Source organism: Bradyrhizobium sp. YCK136 (genome assembly GCF_044570075.1).
GTDB classification, from domain to species: Bacteria; Pseudomonadota; Alphaproteobacteria; order Rhizobiales; family Xanthobacteraceae; genus Bradyrhizobium; species Bradyrhizobium diazoefficiens.
In genome coordinates this window covers 751,039-769,881 of record NZ_CP172424.1, presented here as the reverse complement: position 1 = coordinate 769,881, position 18,843 = coordinate 751,039, and the positions used below count along the sequence as shown (strand labels likewise).

14 protein-coding genes and 2 pseudogenes are annotated in these 18,843 nt (G+C 65.5%); 10 read left to right on the top strand and 6 right to left on the bottom strand.

Annotation, left to right across the window (positions count from 1 at the left end; translation table 11 throughout):
* The first annotated feature begins 260 nt into the window (after window positions 1-260).
* From ACFLEY_RS03675 to ACFLEY_RS03660, 4 genes are all read left to right on the top strand, one after another.
* On the top strand, window positions 261-680 hold the full coding sequence (locus tag ACFLEY_RS03675) for an HIT family protein (RefSeq protein WP_060910029.1): 420 nt from the start codon (window positions 261-263) through the stop codon (window positions 678-680).
* A gap of 11 nt (window positions 681-691) precedes the next feature.
* Window positions 692-1,636 carry an NAD(+) diphosphatase gene (gene nudC / locus ACFLEY_RS03670; RefSeq protein ID WP_011090845.1) on the top strand — a complete coding sequence of 315 codons (945 nt, stop codon included), beginning with the start codon at window positions 692-694 and terminating at the stop codon, window positions 1,634-1,636.
* A gap of 13 nt (window positions 1,637-1,649) precedes the next feature.
* On the top strand, window positions 1,650-2,597 hold the full coding sequence (locus ACFLEY_RS03665; RefSeq protein WP_060910028.1) for a sugar kinase: 948 nt from the start codon (window positions 1,650-1,652) through the stop codon (window positions 2,595-2,597).
* Window positions 2,598-2,664: 67 nt separating this feature from the next.
* Window positions 2,665-3,174, top strand: a complete 510-nt coding sequence (locus tag ACFLEY_RS03660) for an Lrp/AsnC family transcriptional regulator (RefSeq protein WP_011090847.1) — start codon at window positions 2,665-2,667, stop codon at window positions 3,172-3,174.
* A gap of 148 nt (window positions 3,175-3,322) precedes the next feature.
* Here ACFLEY_RS03660 and ACFLEY_RS03655 read toward each other — a convergent pair whose 3' ends face one another.
* The 4 genes and pseudogenes from ACFLEY_RS03655 to ACFLEY_RS03640 form a co-directional block, all read right to left on the bottom strand.
* Window positions 3,323-4,822, bottom strand: a complete 1,500-nt coding sequence (locus ACFLEY_RS03655; protein ID WP_060910027.1) for a phosphomannomutase/phosphoglucomutase — start codon at window positions 4,820-4,822, stop codon at window positions 3,323-3,325.
* 195 nt (window positions 4,823-5,017) lie between these two features.
* Window positions 5,018-5,530, bottom strand: a pseudogene (locus tag ACFLEY_RS03650) (TIGR02281 family clan AA aspartic protease).
* Between the two features lie 129 nt (window positions 5,531-5,659).
* A complete protein-coding gene (gene hrpB / locus ACFLEY_RS03645; protein ID WP_211433473.1) occupies window positions 5,660-8,134 on the bottom strand; it encodes an ATP-dependent helicase HrpB in 2,475 nt (824 codons plus the stop codon).
* 122 nt (window positions 8,135-8,256) lie between these two features.
* On the bottom strand, window positions 8,257-9,573 hold the full coding sequence (locus ACFLEY_RS03640; protein WP_011090851.1) for a UDP-glucose/GDP-mannose dehydrogenase family protein: 1,317 nt from the start codon (window positions 9,571-9,573) through the stop codon (window positions 8,257-8,259).
* A 193-nt stretch (window positions 9,574-9,766) separates the two neighbouring features.
* Here ACFLEY_RS03640 and ACFLEY_RS03635 point away from each other — a divergent pair, with 193 nt between their 5' ends.
* From ACFLEY_RS03635 to ACFLEY_RS03625, 3 genes are all read left to right on the top strand, one after another.
* Window positions 9,767-10,834 carry an acyltransferase family protein gene (locus tag ACFLEY_RS03635; protein ID WP_060910025.1) on the top strand — a complete coding sequence of 356 codons (1,068 nt, stop codon included), beginning with the start codon at window positions 9,767-9,769 and terminating at the stop codon, window positions 10,832-10,834.
* Between the two features lie 216 nt (window positions 10,835-11,050).
* Window positions 11,051-14,125 (top strand): DNA polymerase I, encoded by a 3,075-nt coding sequence (gene polA / locus ACFLEY_RS03630; RefSeq protein ID WP_060910024.1) that lies wholly within the window; start codon window positions 11,051-11,053, stop codon window positions 14,123-14,125.
* A 275-nt stretch (window positions 14,126-14,400) separates the two neighbouring features.
* Window positions 14,401-15,036: a LysE family translocator gene (locus ACFLEY_RS03625; RefSeq protein ID WP_028176044.1), complete on the top strand. Its 636-nt coding sequence runs from the start codon at window positions 14,401-14,403 to the stop codon at window positions 15,034-15,036.
* A 176-nt stretch (window positions 15,037-15,212) separates the two neighbouring features.
* On the opposite strand, the gene ACFLEY_RS03620 is transcribed toward ACFLEY_RS03625, so the two are convergent.
* On the bottom strand, window positions 15,213-15,839 hold the full coding sequence (locus ACFLEY_RS03620; protein WP_011090855.1) for a glutathione S-transferase family protein: 627 nt from the start codon (window positions 15,837-15,839) through the stop codon (window positions 15,213-15,215).
* Between the two features lie 184 nt (window positions 15,840-16,023).
* On the opposite strand from ACFLEY_RS03620, the gene pyrE reads away from it, so the two are divergent.
* Window positions 16,024-16,587, top strand: coding sequence for an orotate phosphoribosyltransferase (pyrE, locus tag ACFLEY_RS03615; protein ID WP_027547500.1), 564 nt, complete (start codon window positions 16,024-16,026; stop codon window positions 16,585-16,587).
* 325 nt (window positions 16,588-16,912) lie between these two features.
* Window positions 16,913-17,689 carry a DUF2865 domain-containing protein gene (locus ACFLEY_RS03610; RefSeq protein ID WP_171901318.1) on the top strand — a complete coding sequence of 259 codons (777 nt, stop codon included), beginning with the start codon at window positions 16,913-16,915 and terminating at the stop codon, window positions 17,687-17,689.
* Between the two features lie 119 nt (window positions 17,690-17,808).
* Here ACFLEY_RS03610 and ACFLEY_RS03605 read toward each other — a convergent pair whose 3' ends face one another.
* The gene (locus tag ACFLEY_RS03605) at window positions 17,809-18,240 is read right to left on the bottom strand and encodes a hypothetical protein (protein ID WP_060910022.1); all 432 of its coding nucleotides are present in this window, start codon (window positions 18,238-18,240) and stop codon (window positions 17,809-17,811) included.
* Between the two features lie 190 nt (window positions 18,241-18,430).
* Between ACFLEY_RS03605 and ACFLEY_RS03600 the strand changes: the two are divergent.
* Window positions 18,431-18,722, top strand: a pseudogene (locus ACFLEY_RS03600) (GIY-YIG nuclease family protein).
* The last annotated feature ends 121 nt before the right edge of the window (window positions 18,723-18,843 follow it).

Below are 18,843 nucleotides of genomic sequence, written 5' to 3'. Positions count from 1 at the left end.
TCATTCCGGGGCGCGCAAAGCGCGAGCCCGGAATCCATAACCACAGGAAGAGGTGGTGGCGGGGGCTGGCAACTGCGAGTCTTCGCCAAATCTCTCCCTGTGGTTATGGGCCCCGGATCAGCGCTCCGCTTCGCTGCGCTTGTCCGGGGCGACGACCGTGTATGCGGTACCGGCGGAGCCCCGATCCTTCCCCTATCGGAATCGGTATCGTATGGTCGAACCCAACAAGCCCGTCCCACCGGGCCATCCGGAAAACCTTCATGTCCGAACCCGCCTGGTCGCTGCACTCCCGCCTGAAAGAGGACACCATCGACATCGGCGACCTGCCGCTGTCGATGGTGCTGGTCATCAAGGACGCCAATTATCCCTGGCTGTTGCTGGTGCCGCGGCGCCCCGATGCGGTCGAGATCATCGATCTCGACGAAGTGCAGCAGGCGCAGCTGATGACCGAGATCTCCCGCGTCTCGCGCGCGCTGAAGGAGATCACCAAATGCGACAAGCTCAATATCGCGGCGCTCGGCAACCTCGTGCCGCAGCTTCACGTCCACATCATCGCCCGCCGCACCGGTGACGCCGCCTGGCCGCGGCCGGTCTGGGGCGTGATGCAGCCCTTGGCGCATGACGCCACAGAGGTGCAGAATTTCATCAGCGCGCTTCGCCGAAAAATCTGGTTGGGTTGAAAGAACAAGAAATGTCAGCATTCGACGCATTTCCGCTGGGACAGCCGGCCTTCGTCACCAACATCCTCGACCGCGCCGCGCATCTGCGCCGCGACGACGAAAAGCTGTTCGCGCTGGAGCAGAAGCCGTCCTCGCGCGCCTATGTCGTCCACCGCGACTCGCTGTTGGTGAAGCGCGAAGGCGAAAACGTGCGCGCGCTGCTGGGAATCGACGAGGCGCTGAAATGCGGCGCCAATCCCGGCACGATCTTCTTAGGCTTACGCGACGGCGCCGCTGTGTTCGGCATGGGCCTGTCGCAGGCCGCCGCCGAGAAGCTGGTCGGCCGCGAGGACTACAGCCTCACCGAGCTGCGCGGCATGGCCATGCAGGGCGCGATTCCCCCCGACGAGCTTTCGGCGATCGCGATGGCGAAGTCGATGGTGAGCTGGCACCAGCGCCACGGCTATTGCGCCAATTGCGGCACGCGCAGCGCGATGAAGGAAGGCGGCTGGAAGCGCGATTGCCCTGCCTGCAAGGCCGAGCATTTTCCGCGCACCGATCCGGTCGTGATCATGCTGGTCGCCTCCGGAGAAAAATGCCTGCTCGGCCGCCAGAAGCAGTTTCCGCCGGGCATGTTTTCCTGCCTCGCCGGCTTCGTCGAGGCCGCCGAGACCATCGAGGACGCGGTGCGCCGGGAGATCCTCGAAGAATCCGGGATCCGCTGCACCGACGTGCAGTATTACATGACGCAGCCGTGGCCCTACCCGTCGTCGCTGATGATCGGCTGCAGCGCGCGGGCGCTGAACGAGGACATTGTCGTCGATCATTCCGAGCTGGAGGATGCGCGCTGGTTCACGCGCGAGGAGGCGGCACTGATGCTGACGCGGACGCATCCCGACGGGCTCGCCGGCCCGCATCCCTTCGCCATCGCCCATCATCTGCTCGGCCGCTGGGTGCACGACAAGAGCGGCGCTTGAGCTGAGGCCGGTGATGGCCGGGATCGCGCCGCGCATTCTCTGCATCGGCATTCCCGTGCGCGACCTGACCTTTCGCGTGGAGGCCGTGCCCGCGCACGGCAGCAAGGCGAATGCCACACATCTTGCCGAGATCTGCGGCGGCAACGCGCTCAATGCCGCGATCGCGATGGCACGGCTTGGCGGCCGCGTCTCGCTCGCGGGTCCCATGGGCGATGCGCGGGAGACGTCGAGCGGCTTCATTCTCGAACGGATGGCGCAGGAAGGCATCGACATCGGCCATATCGTGCGCATGCCAGGCCTGACGACGCCCGTCTCCGCGATCATGATCGAGCCCTCCGGCGAGCGGACACTCACGATCTATCGCGATCCCGGCCTGTGGAGCGTGGAGCTGCCCGATGCCGACGCCCTGCTCGCCGATTGTCGGGCGGTCCTCGTCGAAAGCCGCTGTGCAGGGTTCGCGACCTCCCTCTGCGCCGAGGCACGCCGGCGCGGCATTCCCGCCGTCGTCGGCGTGGACCGCGCGATGTCTTTGCAGGACGGCCTGCTCACGGCGGCCTCGCATCTTCTGTTCGCCAGTGAACAGGTGCAGGAGACTGCCGGCATCGCCGACGACGGCGAAGCATTGCGGCACCTGGCGAGGTTGACGTCGGCCTTCCTCGCCGCCACACGCGGTCCCCTCGGTACGATCTGGCTGAACGATGCAGGCGAGCTTGAGGAGACACCGGCCTTCCCGGTTCAGGCGGTCGATACGCTCGGCGCCGGCGACGTCTTCCATGGCGCCTTCACGCTTCGCCTGGCCGAGGGTGCGGTGGTACGGGAGGCGCTGCGATTCGCCGCGGCTGCCGCAGCGCTGAAATGTACCCGCCATGGTGGCGGCCTGGCTGCCCCGCAACGCGTTGAAGTTGAAAGGCTTTTAGACGGACCGCCAGCGGGGGCGCCGGGCGGGTCGCCAAGATTATAGGCTTGTCGTGGAAAGATTTTCTCTATATCAGGGAAATCGCCCCCTATAATGAAACAAAGTTCTTCAAATGACTGACCTCGCCGTCCAGATCCCCGAGACCAGCCGCCGCCTCGACGCCATCGACCGCAAGATCCTGATGGTACTCCAGGAGGATGCCTCCCTGTCCGTCGCCGAGATCGGCGATCGTGTCGGCCTGTCCTCGACCCCCTGCTGGAAACGCATCCAGCGGCTGGAGGCCGACGGGGTGATCCTGAAACGGGTCGCCCTCGTCGACCAGAACAAGATCGGGCTCGGCATCTCCGTGTTCGTCTCGGTCGAGAGCTCCGATCATTCCGACGCCTGGCTCAAGAAGTTCGCCGAAGCCGTCAGCGCCATGCCCGAGGTGATGGAGTTCTACCGGATGGCCGGCGACGTCGACTACATGCTGCGCGTCGTGGTCGCGGACATGCAGGCCTATGACGTGTTCTACAAGAAGCTGATCAGCGCCGTGCCGCTGAAGAACGTCACCTCGCGCTTCGCGATGGAGAAGATCAAGTCGGTCACCGCGCTGCCGATTCCGGCGGTGGTGGCGGCTTAGAGCTCACCACACGAAAAGTGTCATCGCCCGGCTTGACCGGGCGATCCAGTACTCCGAGACGCCTGCGATTGAACCGGGAGGCCGCGGCGTACTGGATGCCCCGCCTGCGCGGGGCATGACGCAGTGCATGTGGTGATACCGGCCCCTCTCAGATCGTCTGATTGTACGCGCCGACTTCGGGATGCGTGCGCAGCACGCTGTTCACCATCTCGAACATGTCGTGCATGCGCTGCTCGGAGACCGGGCTCTCGACCACGACCACGAGCTCGGGCTTGTTGGAGGAGGCGCGCATCAGGCCCCAGCTGCCGTCTTCCACCGTGACGCGCACGCCGTTGACGGTGACGAGATCGCGGATCGCCTGGCCGCCGATCTTGGCACCCTTGGCCTGCAAGCCTTCGAAATGCTTCACCACGGCGTCGATGACGCCGTATTTGACCTCGTCGGCGCAATGCGGCGACATGGTCGGCGACGACCAGGTTTTTGGCAGCGCGTTCTTCAGGTCGGCCATCGACTTGCCGGGGGCGCGGTCGAGCATATCGCAGATCGCAATCGCCGAGACCAGGCCGTCGTCATAGCCGCGTCCATACGGCTTGTTGAAGAAGAAGTGGCCCGACTTCTCGAAGCCGGCGAGCGCACCCGTCTCGTGGGTGCGGCGCTTCATGTAGGAATGGCCGGTCTTCCAATAGGTGGTCTTGGCGCCCTGCTTCTGCAACACCGGATCGGTGATGAAGAGGCCGGTCGATTTCACGTCGACGATGAACTGCGCGTCCTTGTGGATCGCCGACATGTCGCGCGCCAACATCACGCCGACCTTGTCGGCGAAGATTTCCTCGCCGGTGTTGTCGACGACGCCGCAGCGGTCGCCGTCGCCGTCGAAGCCGAGGCCGACATCGGCCTTGTGATGCAGCACCGCGTCGCGGATCGCGTGCAGCATCTCCATGTCTTCAGGATTCGGATTGTATTTCGGGAACGTGTGGTCGAGCTCGGTGTCGAGCGGGATCACCTCGCAGCCGATCGCCTCCAGCACCTGCGGCGCGAATGCGCCCGCGGTGCCGTTGCCGCAGGCCGCGACGACCTTGAGCTTGCGCGTCAGTTTTGGACGGCTGGTGAGATCGGCGATGTAGCGCGCCGGATAATTCTCGTGGAATTGATAGGAGCCGCCGACCTTGTTCTTGAAATCAGCGTTGAGCACGATCTCCTTGAGCCGCGTCATCTCGTCCGGGCCGAAGGTCAGCGGGCGGTTGGCGCCCATCTTCACGCCGGTCCAGCCATTGTCGTTGTGCGAGGCCGTGACCATCGCGCAGCAGGGCACGTCGAGATCGAACTGCGCGAAATAGGCCATCGGCGTCACCGCGAGCCCGATGTCGTGCACCTTGCACCCCGCCGCCATCAGGCCGGAGATCAGCGCATATTTGATCGAGGCCGAATAGCCGCGGAAGTCATGGCCGGTGACGATCTCTTGGCTGACGCCGAGTTCCGCGATCAGTGCGCCGAGGCCCATGCCGAGCGCCTGGATCCCCATCAGGTTGATTTCCTTCTGGAACAGCCAGCGCGCGTCGTATTCGCGAAAACCCGTAGGTTTCACCATCGGCTCGGATTCGAAGGCGTAGGTGTTGGGCAACAAGACGGATTTCGGCTTGGGAAACATTGAGACGGTCTCGTGAAAAGGGGGGGGCAGGATTTGATGCAGCCTTAGCGAATGCCAGGCCGCAGCGGAAGGCGGGAATGGCAGCTTGTGGCTTATAATTGCGGCAGTTTAGCAACGGGGGAAATCTGACCGCGAGAGCGGTCGAAACAACGACGCTTTTTGAAATATACGGTCGCAGGAGCCTTTGGGAGGCTCTTACTGCTCCAGCACCATCTGCCCGTTGGCGTACTCAAAACGCTTCAGCCGGGACAGGAAGGAGAGGCCGAGCAGGTTTTCCGACAGCGCCTCGTCCGGCAACACCATGGCGTCGACGTCGCGCACGACGAGGCCGCCGACCTACAGCATGGCGATGCGGGTGCGCGCGGCCTTGATGGTGCCGTTGGCGGTGGAGACGGTGGCGTTGTACTCGCCGCGCGAGGGACGCAGGCCGAAGCGGGCGGCCGAGGTCTCGTTCAGCGCAACGACGGAGGCGCCGGTGTCGACCATGAAGCCGATGCGCTGGCCCTCGATCCGGCCCTCGGTCTGGAAATGGCCACGGCCGTCGCGGCCAATGGCGAGGCTGCGGCCACCGACCGGCGCCGTGGTTGCGACCGCGACCGTCGGGCGCGGCGCTGACGTGGCGGAAGCGGAGCTCATCCTGTCCGCCATCTGCGCCATGAAGGTGCCGAGGCCGATCATGATGGCCGCGAGGATCATTATGTTACGCATCACACCACTTCCGAGCCGGAAAGCTCGATTTCACCACGCGACACGACCGTCCGCGAGCGACGCCGCGGCCGGGCCAGTGCCATTTTGACGAAAAGGATGAGCGGACGGTTAATACGGGTTCGTGATTTCTCAGGTGCCGCGCGGTTTGACCCGCCGGGTCGGCAATGCATTCGCCGGATCTTCCGGCCAGGGATGGCGCGGGTAGCGGCCGCGCAGGTCGGAGCGTACCGCGGCGTAGCTGCCGCGCCAGAAACCGGGGAGATCGCGCGTCACCTGCACCGGGCGCTGCGCCGGCGACAGCAATTCCAGCACCAGCGGCACCTTGCCGGCCGCGATCGACGGATGGGTGTTGAGGCCAAACAACTCCTGGAGCCGCACTGCGATGGTCGGCCCCTGCTCGGCCTCGTAGTCGATCGCGAGCACGGTCCCGGTCGGCGCCTCGAAATGCGTCGGCGCCTCGCGGTCGAGCCGTGCGCGCATCTCCCACGGCAACAGCGCCATCAGCGCATCGGAGAGATCGCCGGCGGAGATATCCTTGAGCGCTATCTTGTCGTAGAGCGCGGGCACCAGCCAGTCGTCGCGCCGCGCGATCAGACCGTCGTCGGACAGGTCAGGCCAGCTGTCGCCTTCGGCCTTGCGCAGGAACATCACGCGGTCGCGCCATTGCTTGGCCGCCTTCGACCAGGGCAACCGGTCGAGGCCCGCGGCGATCAGACCATCCGCGAAGATGCGCGCGGTCTCCTCCGACGGCGACACAGCCAGCGTAGCTTCAGAGAGCGTGATCGCATGCAGCGCGCGCTTGCGCCGTGCACGCAGCGCCATCGCGCCGCGATCGAACGAGATCTCGTCAACGGTCTCGATATGCTCGGCGAAATGCCGCTCGATGTCGCCCTCGGTGATTTGCGCGGCGAGCAGGATGCGGCCGCTCGCCGCCGTGCCCGTCATTTCGCCGATCGCGATATAGGGCGCGCGGGCGAGCGACGAGGTCTGCTCGACGGCGGCGCCGCGACCGTTGGCGAGCACGAAACTGCCGTTACCGCGATTGCGCGCGACGCGGTCCGGGAAGGCGTAGGCGAGCATCAGGCCGGTCGAGAGATCTTCCTGCGGCCCCTCCTTCTCTGACGCCGCGACCTGCGAGGCCCAGCGCCGGGCAAGGTCGCGCGCACTCGATGCGCGCGGTGAGCGGTCGCGGCGGAACTGGTCGCGCCGGTGCTCGAGATCGGCGCTGTCGCCGCCGAGCCCGCGCTCGGTGAGGATCGCCGCGATCTCGGCGGCGTCTCCGCCCGCGCCGGCGCGATGCGAATCCACGATCATGCGCGCCAGCCGCGGCGGCAATGCCAGCGCGCGCAGGCTCTTGCCCTCCGCGGTGATGCGGCCGTCGCCATCCAGCGCATTGAGCTCGCTGAGAAGGCTCTTGGCTTCCTTCCAGGCCGGCTGCGGCGGCGGGTCGAGGAACGACAGCGCGGCGGGGTCAGTGACGCCCCATTGCGCCAGATCGAGCACCAGCGAGGACAGATCGGCGCTGAGGATTTCGGGCTGGGTGTAGGGCGCGAGCGACGCCGTCTGCGGCTCGTCCCAGAGCCGGTAGCAGACGCCCGGCTCGGTGCGGCCGGCGCGGCCGCGGCGCTGGTCAACCGCGGCGCGCGAAGCGCGCACGGTCTCGAGCCGGGTCAGGCCGATATCAGGCTCGTAGCGCGGCACGCGGGCAAGACCGGAATCGACCACGATGCGGACGCCTTCGATGGTGAGCGAGGTCTCCGCGATCGAGGTCGCCAGCACCACCTTGCGCGTGCCCTTCGGCGCGGGCGCAATGGCGCGATCCTGCACGGCGGCATCGAGCGCGCCGAACAGTGGCACGATCTCGATACTGGCGTCCTGGACGCGCTCGCCGAGAAAATTCTGGGTGCGGCGGATTTCAGCGGCGCCGGGCAGGAACGCCAGCACCGAACCGCCATCGGCGCGCAACGCCGAGGCGATCGCATCCGCCATCTGCCGCTCGATCGGCGCGTCCGCCTTGCGGCCGAGATAGCGCGTCTCGACCGGAAAGGCGCGGCCCTCGCTTTCGACGACGGGCGCCTCACCGAGCAGCTTTGCGACGCGGGCGCCGTCGAGCGTTGCCGACATCACGAGAATGCGCAGATCCTCGCGCAGGCCGGTTTGCGCGTCACGCGCCAGCGCAAGGCCCATGTCGGCGTCGAGCGAACGCTCGTGAAATTCGTCGAACAGGACGGCGGCAACGCCGGAGAGCTCGGGATCGTCCATGATCTGGCGGGTGAAGATGCCTTCGGTCACGACCTCGATGCGCGTCGCGCGCGATATTTTCGAGCCGAAACGGACGCGGTAGCCGACGGTCTCACCTGCCCGCTCGCCGAGCGATTTGGCCATGCGATCGGCGCTGGCGCGCGCCGCGATGCGCCGCGGCTCCAGCACGATGATCTTCTTGCCCTTGGCCCAGGGCGCATCGAGCAGCGCCAGAGGCACGCGCGTGGTCTTGCCGGCGCCGGGCGGGGCCACCAGCACGGCCGCATTGTGTGCCTCGAGCGTGCGCGACAAATCGTCGAGCACGGCATCGATCGGGAGGGGCGTGTCGAAGCTGCGGGGCAAAGGTCTCGGTCCGTCATCACCCGCGAAGGCGGGTGATCCAGTAAACTCAGGTCCCAATCATCACGAAGATCGGGGTTACTGGATACCCCGCCTTCGCGGGGTATGACAATCGTGTGTCGCTATCAGCCCTGCGCCGACGGACGGCCGACGCTCTCGTAGGTGAAGCCGGCGGCGCGCATGTCTTCGGGGCTGTAGATGTTGCGGAGGTCGACGACGACGGGCTGCGCCATGACGCTCTTCAGCCGGTCGAGATCGAGGCCGCGGAACTGCACCCATTCGGTGACGACAACCAGCGCATCGGCGCCTTGCGCACAGGAATAGGCGTCCTCGCAATAGGTGATGCTGGGCAGCTCACTCTTGGCCTGCTCCATGCCGACGGGATCGAAGGCCTTCACCTTGGCGCCCATGTCGATCAGGCCGGTCACCAGCGGGATCGACGGCGCATCGCGCATATCGTCGGTGTCGGGCTTGAAGGTGAGGCCGAGCACGGCGATGGTCTTGCCGCGCAGCGAGCCGCCGAGCGCCTGGCTGACCTTGCGCGCCATCGCGCGCTTGCGGTTCTCGTTGACGGCCAGCACGGATTCGACGATGCGCAAGGACACGTCGTAGTCCTGCGCGATCTTGATCAGCGCCTTGGTGTCCTTCGGGAAGCACGAGCCGCCGAAGCCGGGACCTGCATGCAGGAACTTGGTGCCGATGCGGTTGTCCAGGCCAATGCCGCGCGCGACCTCCTGCACGTTGGCACCGACCTTCTCGGAAAGGTCCGCGATCTCGTTGATGAAGGTGATCTTGGTCGCGAGGAACGCGTTGGCGGCGTATTTGATCATCTCGGCTGTGCGACGCGCCGTGAACATCAGCGGCGCCTGGTTCAGCGACAGCGGGCGATAGATGTCGCCCATCACCTTGCGGGCGCGCTCGTCGGAGGTGCCGACCACGACGCGGTCCGGGAACTTGAAGTCGCGGATCGCCGCGCCCTCGCGCAGGAATTCGGGGTTGGAGGCGACGACGACGTCGGCGTTGGGATTGGTTTCGCGGATGATGCGCTCGACCTCGTCGCCGGTGCCGACCGGCACGGTCGACTTGGTCACCACGACGGTGAAGCCCGACAGCGACTGCGCGATCTCTTTCGCGGCGGCGTAGACGTAGGACAGATCGGCGTGGCCGTCACCGCGGCGCGACGGCGTGCCGACCGCGATGAAGACGGCATCGGCGTCCGCGACCGGCTTCGACAGGTCGGTGGTGAAGTCGAGCCGCTTGGCCTTGACGTTGGTCGCGACCAGCTCGTCGAGCCCGGGCTCGTAGATCGGGATCTCGCCGCGATGGAGTGCCGCGATCTTCTTCTCGTCCTTGTCGACGCAGGTGACGTCGTGACCGAAATCCGCAAAGCAGGCTCCGGACACCAGTCCCACATAGCCCGTTCCGATCATCGCGATTCGCATGAGAAACCCTGTCTTGGCTTGGTTAACGAAACCCCAATGCGGGGCGGTTTAGCATTTTCCCGATGGAAGGGAACAGTCTGCGAGCAAAAACCGGCACGCGAATTGAACCGGTAAAGAAGTCGTAAGCCGCAAGGCCCCACACTGCATCACGCCCGCACAGAGCCGGGTGGAACACGCCTCGAAACGGGACACCATGGCACCATCAGGCACAATCCCTGGGAACGGGGGCGTTAACGCCCCTTCTGCCGCACGTGTCGACTGGGTCGACTATGCCAAGGGCATCTGCATCGTCATGGTCGTGATGATGCATTCGGTGCTGGGGGTCGAGCTCGCCGCGGGCGAGACCGGTTTCATGCATGTCGCCGTGGCCTTCGCAAAGCCGTTCCGGATGCCGGATTTCTTCCTGATTTCGGGCCTGTTCCTGTCATTGGTGATCGATCGCGACTGGCGAACCTATCTCGACCGCAAGGTGGTGCATTTCGCCTATTTCTATGTCGTCTGGGTGACAATCCAGTTCGGCTTCAAGGCGCCCGCCTTCGCGGCGGAGACGAGCTGGCGCGAGGTCGGCCTCTTGTATCTCGAATCCTTCATCGAGCCGTTCGGCACGCTCTGGTTCATCTACCTGCTGCCGGTCTTCTTCGTCATCACAAAGCTGACACGGCGCGTCCCACCGCTCGCGATCTGGCTGATCGCCGCGGCGCTGGAGACGGCGCGCATCGCGACCGGCTGGACCGCGATCGACGAGTTCTGCGCGCGCTTCGTCTATTTCTATTCGGGCTATCTGTTCGCGCCGTACGTGTTCGCGCTGTCGGATCGCGCGCGCAGCCATCCTGGGCCTGCACTCGCGGCGCTCGCGACCTGGGCGCTGATCAATGCCGGCCTCGTCGCGCATGGGGCCAGCGAATGGAAGGTCGTCTCACTCCTGCTCGGCTTTGCAGGGGCCTGCGCCATCATCACCATGGGCACGCTGCTCGCGCGCGTGCGGTGGCTGAACTTCTTCCGCTTCTGCGGCGAGCACTCGATCGTGATCTATCTCGCCTTCTTCCTGCCGATGGCGGCAACGCGCACGCTGCTGCTGCGCACCGGCGTCATTCCTGATATCGGCACGGTGTCGCTGATCGTCACCATCGCCGGCGTGCTTGGATCGCTCGCGATCTGGCAGGCCGCCCTGCGGCTCGGTGCCGACTTCCTGTTCGAACGGCCGGATGCGTTCTGGATCGCGCCGAAGAAGGCGGGCGTGCGGTTGCAGGCGGCGGAGTAGCTGCACTCTCGGTGTCGTCGCCCGGCTCGACCGGACGACCCAGTACGCCGGGACGCCAGTGATTGAGCCGAGAAGCCGCGGCGTACTGGATTCCCAGCCTTCGCGGGGAATGACAGTGGGGATGCGAGGAATGACAGCGGGGGATAGTCGCGCCGTCAGCCCAAAAATCCCCCTCCCAAGGCTGTCAAAGCCCGCAAAAATTCATACATTGCGGCCATGCCCAAGACATCCCCGAAGACCACCGCCAAAGCTGACACCAAGGCTGCCGCGCCCAAGACGGCCGCCGACAGCAAATCCGCTGCTGCCACAGCTGCTGCCAAACCGGTGGCGGCGAAGGCGGCCGGCAAGGGCGACCATGTCTTCCTGGTCGACGGTTCCTCCTACATCTTCCGCGCCTATCACGCGCTGCCGCCGCTGAACCGCAAATCCGACGGTCTTCAGGTCAATGCCGTGCTCGGCTTCTGCAACATGCTGTGGAAGCTTTTGCGCGACATGCCAGCCGACAACCGGCCGACGCATCTGGCCATCGTGTTCGACAAGTCGGAGGTCACCTTCCGCAACAAGATCTACCCCGAGTACAAGGCGCACCGGCCGCCGGCGCCCGACGATCTGATCCCGCAATTCGCGCTGATCCGCGAGGCCGTGCGCGCCTTCGACCTGCCCTGCCTGGAACAAGGCGGCTTCGAGGCCGACGATCTGATCGCGACCTATGCGCGGGAGGCCAGCGACCGCGGCGCCACCACGACCATCGTGTCCTCCGACAAGGATCTGATGCAGCTCGTGAACGACAGGATCACGATGTACGACACCATGAAGGATCGCCGGATCGGCATTCCCGAGGTGATCGAGAAATTTGGCGTTCCGCCGGAGAAGGTGGTCGAGGTGCAGGCGCTCGCCGGCGATTCCACCGACAACGTGCCGGGCGTCCCCGGCATCGGCATCAAGACCGCGGCGCAGCTGATCGTCGAATATGGCGACCTCGAGCAGCTCCTGTTCCGCGCGACCGAAATCAAGCAGCCGAAGCGGCGCGAGGCGCTGATCGAGAATGCCGAAAAGGCGCGGATCTCGCGCAAGCTGGTGCTGCTCGACGACAAGGTCGAGCTGGAGGTGCCGCTCGACGACCTCGCCGTCCACGAGCCCGACGCGCGCAAGCTGATCGCCTTCCTGAAGGCGATGGAGTTCTCCACGCTGACGCGCCGCGTCGCCGACTATTCGCAGATCGATCCCGCCAATGTCGATGCCGATGTGGCGAACAGCAGCGAGGCCCGCGGCGGCGACAGCGCGGCCAGGACGACCTCGTCCGCGACGTCCGGCGATCTCTTCGCCGCTCCTGCGGTTACGGCAACGGGCGGCGACAAAGGCGGCAAGTCGGCCAGCATCGAGGGCGCGCCGATCTCGCTCGCCGCCGCGCGCGAAGAGGCGCTGCGCAAGCTTCCGGTCGACCGCGGCAAGTACCAGGCGATCAAGACGCTCGCCGAATTGAACGCCTTCATCGCGCGCATTCACGATGCCGGCCATGTCGCGATCGAGATCAGGGCGAACTCGATCGATCCGATGCAGGCCGATCTCTGTGGCATCGCGCTGGCGCTCGCGCCGAACGATGCGTGTTACGTGCCGCTGGCGCACAAGCAGTCCGGCGGCGGCGCCGGCCTGTTCGATGCGGGCCTCGCGCCCGATCAGGTCAAGCATGCCGACGCGATCGACGCGTTGCGGCCGGTGCTGGAATCATCGGGCATCCTCAAGATCGGCTTCGACGTCAAATTCACCGCCGTCATGCTGGCGCAGCACGGCATCACCCTGCGCAACACCGACGACGCGCAGCTGATCTCTTATGTGCTCGACGCCGGCCGCGGCTCGCACGGACTGGAATCGCTCGCCGAGCGCTGGTTCGGCCACGCCATGCTGAAGGAGGGCGAGCTGCTCGGCAGCGGCAAGGGCAAGATCACCTTCGACCAGGTGCCGATCGACAAGGCCGCGCCGCTGTCGGCCGAAGGCGCCGACATGGCCTTGCGGGTCTGGCGCGTGCTGAAGCCGCGACTCGTCGCCGAGCACATGACGACGGTCTATGAGACATTGGAGCGGCCGCTGGTCGCGGTGCTCGCGCGCATGGAGCGGCGCGGCATCTCGATCGATCGCCAGGTGCTGTCGCGTCTCTCCGGCGACTTCGCCCAGACCGCGGCCCGCGTCGAAGCCGAGATCCAGGAGATCGCGGGCGAGCCGGTCAATGTCGGCAGCCCCAAGCAGATCGGCGACATCCTGTTCGGCAAGATGAGCCTGCCGGGCGGCACCAAGACCAAGACCGGCGCATGGTCGACCACCGCGCAGGTGCTCGACGAGCTCGCCGAGCAGGGCCACGACCTTCCGAAGAAAATTCTGGAGTGGCGCCAGGTCTCGAAACTCAAATCGACCTACACCGACGCGCTGCCTGAATACGTCAATCCGCAGACCCATCGCGTGCACACGACCTACGCGCTGGCCGCGACCACGACGGGCCGGCTGTCGTCGAACGAGCCGAACTTGCAGAACATCCCGGTGCGCACCGAGGACGGCCGCAAGATTCGCCGCGCTTTCATCGCGACGCCCGGGCACAAGCTCGTCTCCGCCGACTATTCGCAGATCGAATTGCGGCTGCTGGCCGAGATCGCCGACATCCCCGTGCTGAAGCAGGCGTTCCGCGACGGGCTCGACATTCACGCCATGACCGCGTCGGAAATGTTCGGCGTGCCGATCAAGGGCATGCCGAGCGAAATCCGCCGCCGTGCCAAAGCAATTAATTTCGGCATCATCTACGGCATCTCGGCGTTCGGCCTCGCCAACCAGCTCGGCATCGCGCGCGAGGAGGCGTCGGCCTACATCAAGAAGTACTTCGAGCGCTTCCCCGGCATCCGCGCCTATATGGACGAGACGCGCGACTTCTGCCGGAGCCACGGCTATGTCACGACGCTGTTCGGCCGCAAGTGCCATTACCCCGACATCAAGGCGTCCAACGCCTCGGTGCGCGCCTTCAACGAGCGCGCCGCGATCAACGCGCGTCTTCAGGGCACCGCAGCCGACATCATCCGCCGTGCCATGACGCGGGTGGAGGACGCACTCGCCGAGAAGAAACTCTCGGCGCAGATGCTGCTCCAGGTGCATGACGAATTGATCTTCGAGGTGCCGGACGCCGAGGTCGAGGCGACGCTGCCGGTCGTGCAGCACGTCATGCAGGACGCGCCGTTCCCGGCCGTGCTGCTGTCAGTGCCGCTGCATGTCGATGCACGCGCGGCGAAGAATTGGGACGAGGCGCATTGACGGCTCTTCACCTCGGCTCACTTGCGCTTCGCTGACGCCACAAACACGGTGTCGTCCCGGCGAAGGCCGGGACCCATAACCACAGGATCGAGTTGGGCGAAGATTGCCCACTACGATCCCGCACCACACTTCTCCCTGGGGGTATGGGTCCCGGCCTTCGCCGGGACGACGCCAGAGAGACACGCACTGTATCGAATTGTCCTCCGAGCAATTGCGCGATGGCCCGGCGGCGCGGCGCATATTAGAACCGTGCCGTCTCCTGCACCGGTTCTCCCATGCCCCACACTTCCGCGCTGCTCGGCTTCGCTCTCGTCTGCCTCGGCCTCGTGCTCACGCCGGGACCGAACATGATCTACCTGATCTCGCGCTCGATCACGCAGGGGCCGGCGGCGGGCATCGTCTCGCTCGGCGGCGTGGCGCTCGGCTTCGTGTTCTACATGCTGTGCGCGGCGTTCGGCATCACGGCGCTGCTGCTCGCCGTTCCCTTTGCCTATGACGCGCTGCGCTTTGCCGGTGCCGGCTATCTGCTGTGGCTGGCCTGGCAGGCGGTGAAGCCGGGCGGGCGCTCGCCGTTCCAGGTGAAGCAGCTTGCGATCGACAGTCCGCGCAAATTGTTCGCGATGGGCTTCGTCACCAATCTGCTCAACCCGAAGATCGCGATGCTGTATCTGGCGCTGCTGCCGCAGTTCATCGATCCCGCAGCCGGCAGCGTGCTGACGCAGTCGGTGGTGCTGGGCGCGATCCAGATCGCGATCAGCGTCAGCGTGAATGCGATGATCGCGCTCGCGGCCGGATCGATCGCGCTGTTCCTGGCGAACCGGCCGAGCTGGATGCTGGTGCAGCGCTGGCTGATGGGCACGGTGCTGGCCGGGCTTGCGGTCAGGATGGCGGTGGAAGCGCGGAAGGTGTGATTGGCTCTTAACCTCTCCCCGCTTGCGGGGAGAGGTCGGATTGCGAAGCAATCCGGGTGAGGGGGTACAGGTCTCACGCCGATCTCGCGTGTGGAGAGAAGCCCCTCACCCCAACCCTCCCAGCGCGAGCGAAGCTCGTCGCGGCCCCGTAAGAACGGGGAGAGGGAGAAGAAAGCTCAATCCAGCTTCGCGTCCATGCCCCGCTTCACCGCAGGCCGCGCCATCAGGGCCTCGTACCAGCGCTTGACGTTGGGGAAGTCGGCCAGCTCAACCTTGTGGCGTGGATGGCGCCAGGCCCAGCCCAGGATGGCAAAATCGGCAACCGAGAGGTCGCCGGCGACGAAGTCGCGGTCCGCCAGCCGGCGGTCGAGCACGGCGTAGAGCCGGCGGGTTTCGGCCATGAAGCGCTTCAGGCCGTAGGCGCGGTCCTGCTCGTTCTCGAGCGCGATGAAATGATGCACCTGGCCGGGCATCGGGCCGAAGCCGCCCATCTGCCACATCAGCCATTCGTAGACCGGGATACGACCCGCGAGCGATTTCGGCAGGAATTTGCCGGTCTTTTCGCCCAGGTAGAGCAGGATCGCACCGGATTCGAAGATGCTGACGGGCTTGCCGTCCGGCCCCTCGGGGTCGACGATCGCAGGGATCTTGTTGTTGGGGGAGAGCTTCAGGAACTCCGGGGCCATCTGCTCGCCCTTGGTGATGTTCACCGGGATCACCTTGTAGGGCAGCCCCATTTCCTCCAGCGCAACCGAGATCTTGCGGCCGTTCGGCGTATTCCAGGTGTGCAGCTCGATGGTCATGCGTCGTTTCCTTCCCCAAAAGGCATGAGCCCTCACCTACTCCAGAAGGTTGCGACCCCACAACCGGCGGTCCGGGATGGCCGATCGTCGGCCGATCCCTGTTGACTGGACCTGTCCCCTCTGGAATGTCGCGGCCGTCGCGGATAAATTCCGCCACTTCCAAAAACGCTCCCGAGGGACCGCCGTGTCGAAATCAGCCTCCCGCGCCCGCCTGTTCGAAATCATCCGCCGGCGCTCCTTCGGCCGCGGCGAGGTGACGCTCGCGTCGGGCCGCAAGAGCGATTTCTACTTCAACCTCAAGCCGACCATGCTCGACCCGGAGGGCGCGACGCTGCTCGCCGAGCTGACCTATGAGGCGCTGAAGGACGACAATCTCGATTTCATCGGCGGGCTTGAGATGGGCGCGGTGCCGCTCGCCGGCGCGCTGGCGCAGATCTCCTGGATCAAGGGCCACCCGATCGCGGCGTTCTTCGTGCGCAAGAAGCCGAAGGAGCACGGCGCCAAGCTCGCGATCGAAGGCCTGCCCAGGGGCGAGACGCTCCAGGGCAAGCGCGTCGTGATCGTCGAGGACGTCACCACGACAGGTGGCTCGGCGATGAAGGCGGTGGAATCCGTGCGTGAGACCGGCGCCGAGGTGGTGCTGGTGCTGACCATGGTCGACCGCGAGGAAGGCGCCACCGACACGTTCGGTGCGGCCGGCCTGCCGTTCCGCTCGCTCTACAAGGCGTCGGAATTCTTGAAGGCGTGACGGCTCTTCCCCCTCGCCCCGTTCTTACGGGGCCGCGACGAGCTTCGCTCGCGCTGACGGTTGGGGTGAGGGGCCACCCTCCACGGGTGAGATGGCCGCGGGACCTGTCCCCCTCACCCGGATCGCACCGGACGATGCTTCGCATCGCCGAGGCGATCCGACCTCTCCCCGCAAGCGGGGAGAGGTGACCTCAACCGCTCATTTACCATCCCGCCTTATGGTGAATCCTGTGCTGAGACCTCGCGGGTCGCGGCCGGTTCAGTAGCGTCGGGTGGAGTAAGCGTTGCGTACAGTCATGTCCCATGCGCGCCGGCGGCGTCGCGCGATGCTTGTGGCCGCCACCCTGGCAGCCCCGCTGCTTGCAGCTCCCGCCCCGGTTTCGGCCGAAGGCCTGTTCGACTTCTTCTTCGGCGGCGTGCAGCAGCAGCGGCCGCAGCGCGAGGTGCCGCAGCAGGCGAGCTCCTACGCCGATCCCTTCACCGGCCAGCAGAATCCCGCAACCCCGCAATATGTGCCGCCGACACGTTCAGCGGCCGCCGGCGGCTCGGGCCCGGCGTTCTGCGTGCGCAGCTGCGACGGCAAATATTTTCCGCTGATGCGCGGCCTCGCCTCGCCGGCGCAGATGTGTCAGGCGTTCTGTCCTGCCAGCGCGACGAAGATCTATTTCGGGTCCTCGATCGACGGCGCCGCGTCGCAGACCGGCGAGCGCTATGCCGACAGCGAGAATGCGTTCGCCTATCGCAAGGCGCTGCGCGCGGACTGCACCTGCAACGGCCGCGAGCCGGTCGGCCTCGCCCCGGTCGATCTCGCGCTGGATTCTTCGCTGAAGGCCGGCGACGTGATCGCCACCTCCGACGGCCTCGTCGCCTATACCGGCATCCGCGTTGGCAACGACCAGACCGCCGACTTCACCCCGGTCGCCTCCTATCCCGGCCTCACCGCACAGGTCCGCGCGCGCCTCGGCGAGATGAAGGTGGCCCCGGTGCGCGCAGAGACGGTGGCAGCAGATGCGCCGGCAGCGGAGATCGTGCGCGAGACGCTGCCTGATGTGACGGTGCCGAAGACGCAGGCGAAGCCGGCGAAGCGGGCAGGACTGGATTAGGACCCAACTATAACCAAGCCGTCGTTGCGAGGAGCACTTGCGACGAAGCAATCCAGAATCCCTCTGCGGAAGGATTCTGGATTGCTTCGCTACCGCTCGCAATGACGGAGGGTGCGGCGTCACCTCCCGATAATCACCCCGATCACATTCGGCGCCGCCAGATATTTCTCCTCGATCGCCGCCCGCGCGGCGGCGCGGTTTTCGGCAGTCAGCAGGCCGCGCTTCTCGGCCAGGATCATCCAGCAGAAACCCCACCAATCGGTCAGCATGCCCTGATCGCCAACGAGGTCATAGCCCTGCTCGGCCGCGAAGATGCGCGCATGCGCTTCGTCCAGCGCGTCGAGAAACAGGTGGTCCTCGACCGAGAACAGGTCGTCGCTGATGTCGTCGATGGTGTAGCCCCAGATCGACTGGCACACCGCGTTGAACTCGCGGTCGAGCTGGTCGTCATCGATCCTCTGGCGCCGCGCCGCCTGATGCAGCCGCGACAGCGAGCGCGCGAAATCGGCGATCCGGGTGAGGGCAAACTGGTCGAAGGCAATGGTGGACATGTAGTCCTCGCAAAGTCGGACAGACGCTAGATATTGTGTCGGCAACGCGCCGAATCACAATGATATATCAAAGGCTTGCTAAATTGTTCTTAATTTGTTCTGATGCTGAAGGATTGGTTGTTGAGATCGTCGTCCTGGCGAAAGCCAGGACCCATTACCCCGGTCAGCGTTGCCTTTGCGAGCTTGAGCCATGAGCGCAGGCGGCTATTACGTCTACATCCTCGCAAGCCTCCATCAACGGGACGATCTATATCGGCGTGACCAGCGACATCCGCACGCGGCTTGAACAACATCGTTCGGGCCGCGGCTCCAAGTTCGTGCAGAAGTACAATATCTTCCGTCTCGTTCACGTCGAAGCGTTCGCGACGCCGCAGGAAGCCATCGCGCGCGAGAAGCAGCTCAAGTTCTGGAAACGGGACTGGAAGATCAAGCTGATCGAACAAGAAAATCCTGATTGGAATGACCTGTCGGGCCTTCTCTGACAGTCGGGGTAATGGGTCCTGGCTTTCGCCAGGACGACGTTGTGGTGAAAGCTGGCGCGAAGGCGACACCGAAATCTTCGCCGGGACGACGATGGGGAAGCAGTTTCCGCTTCCCTCCCCT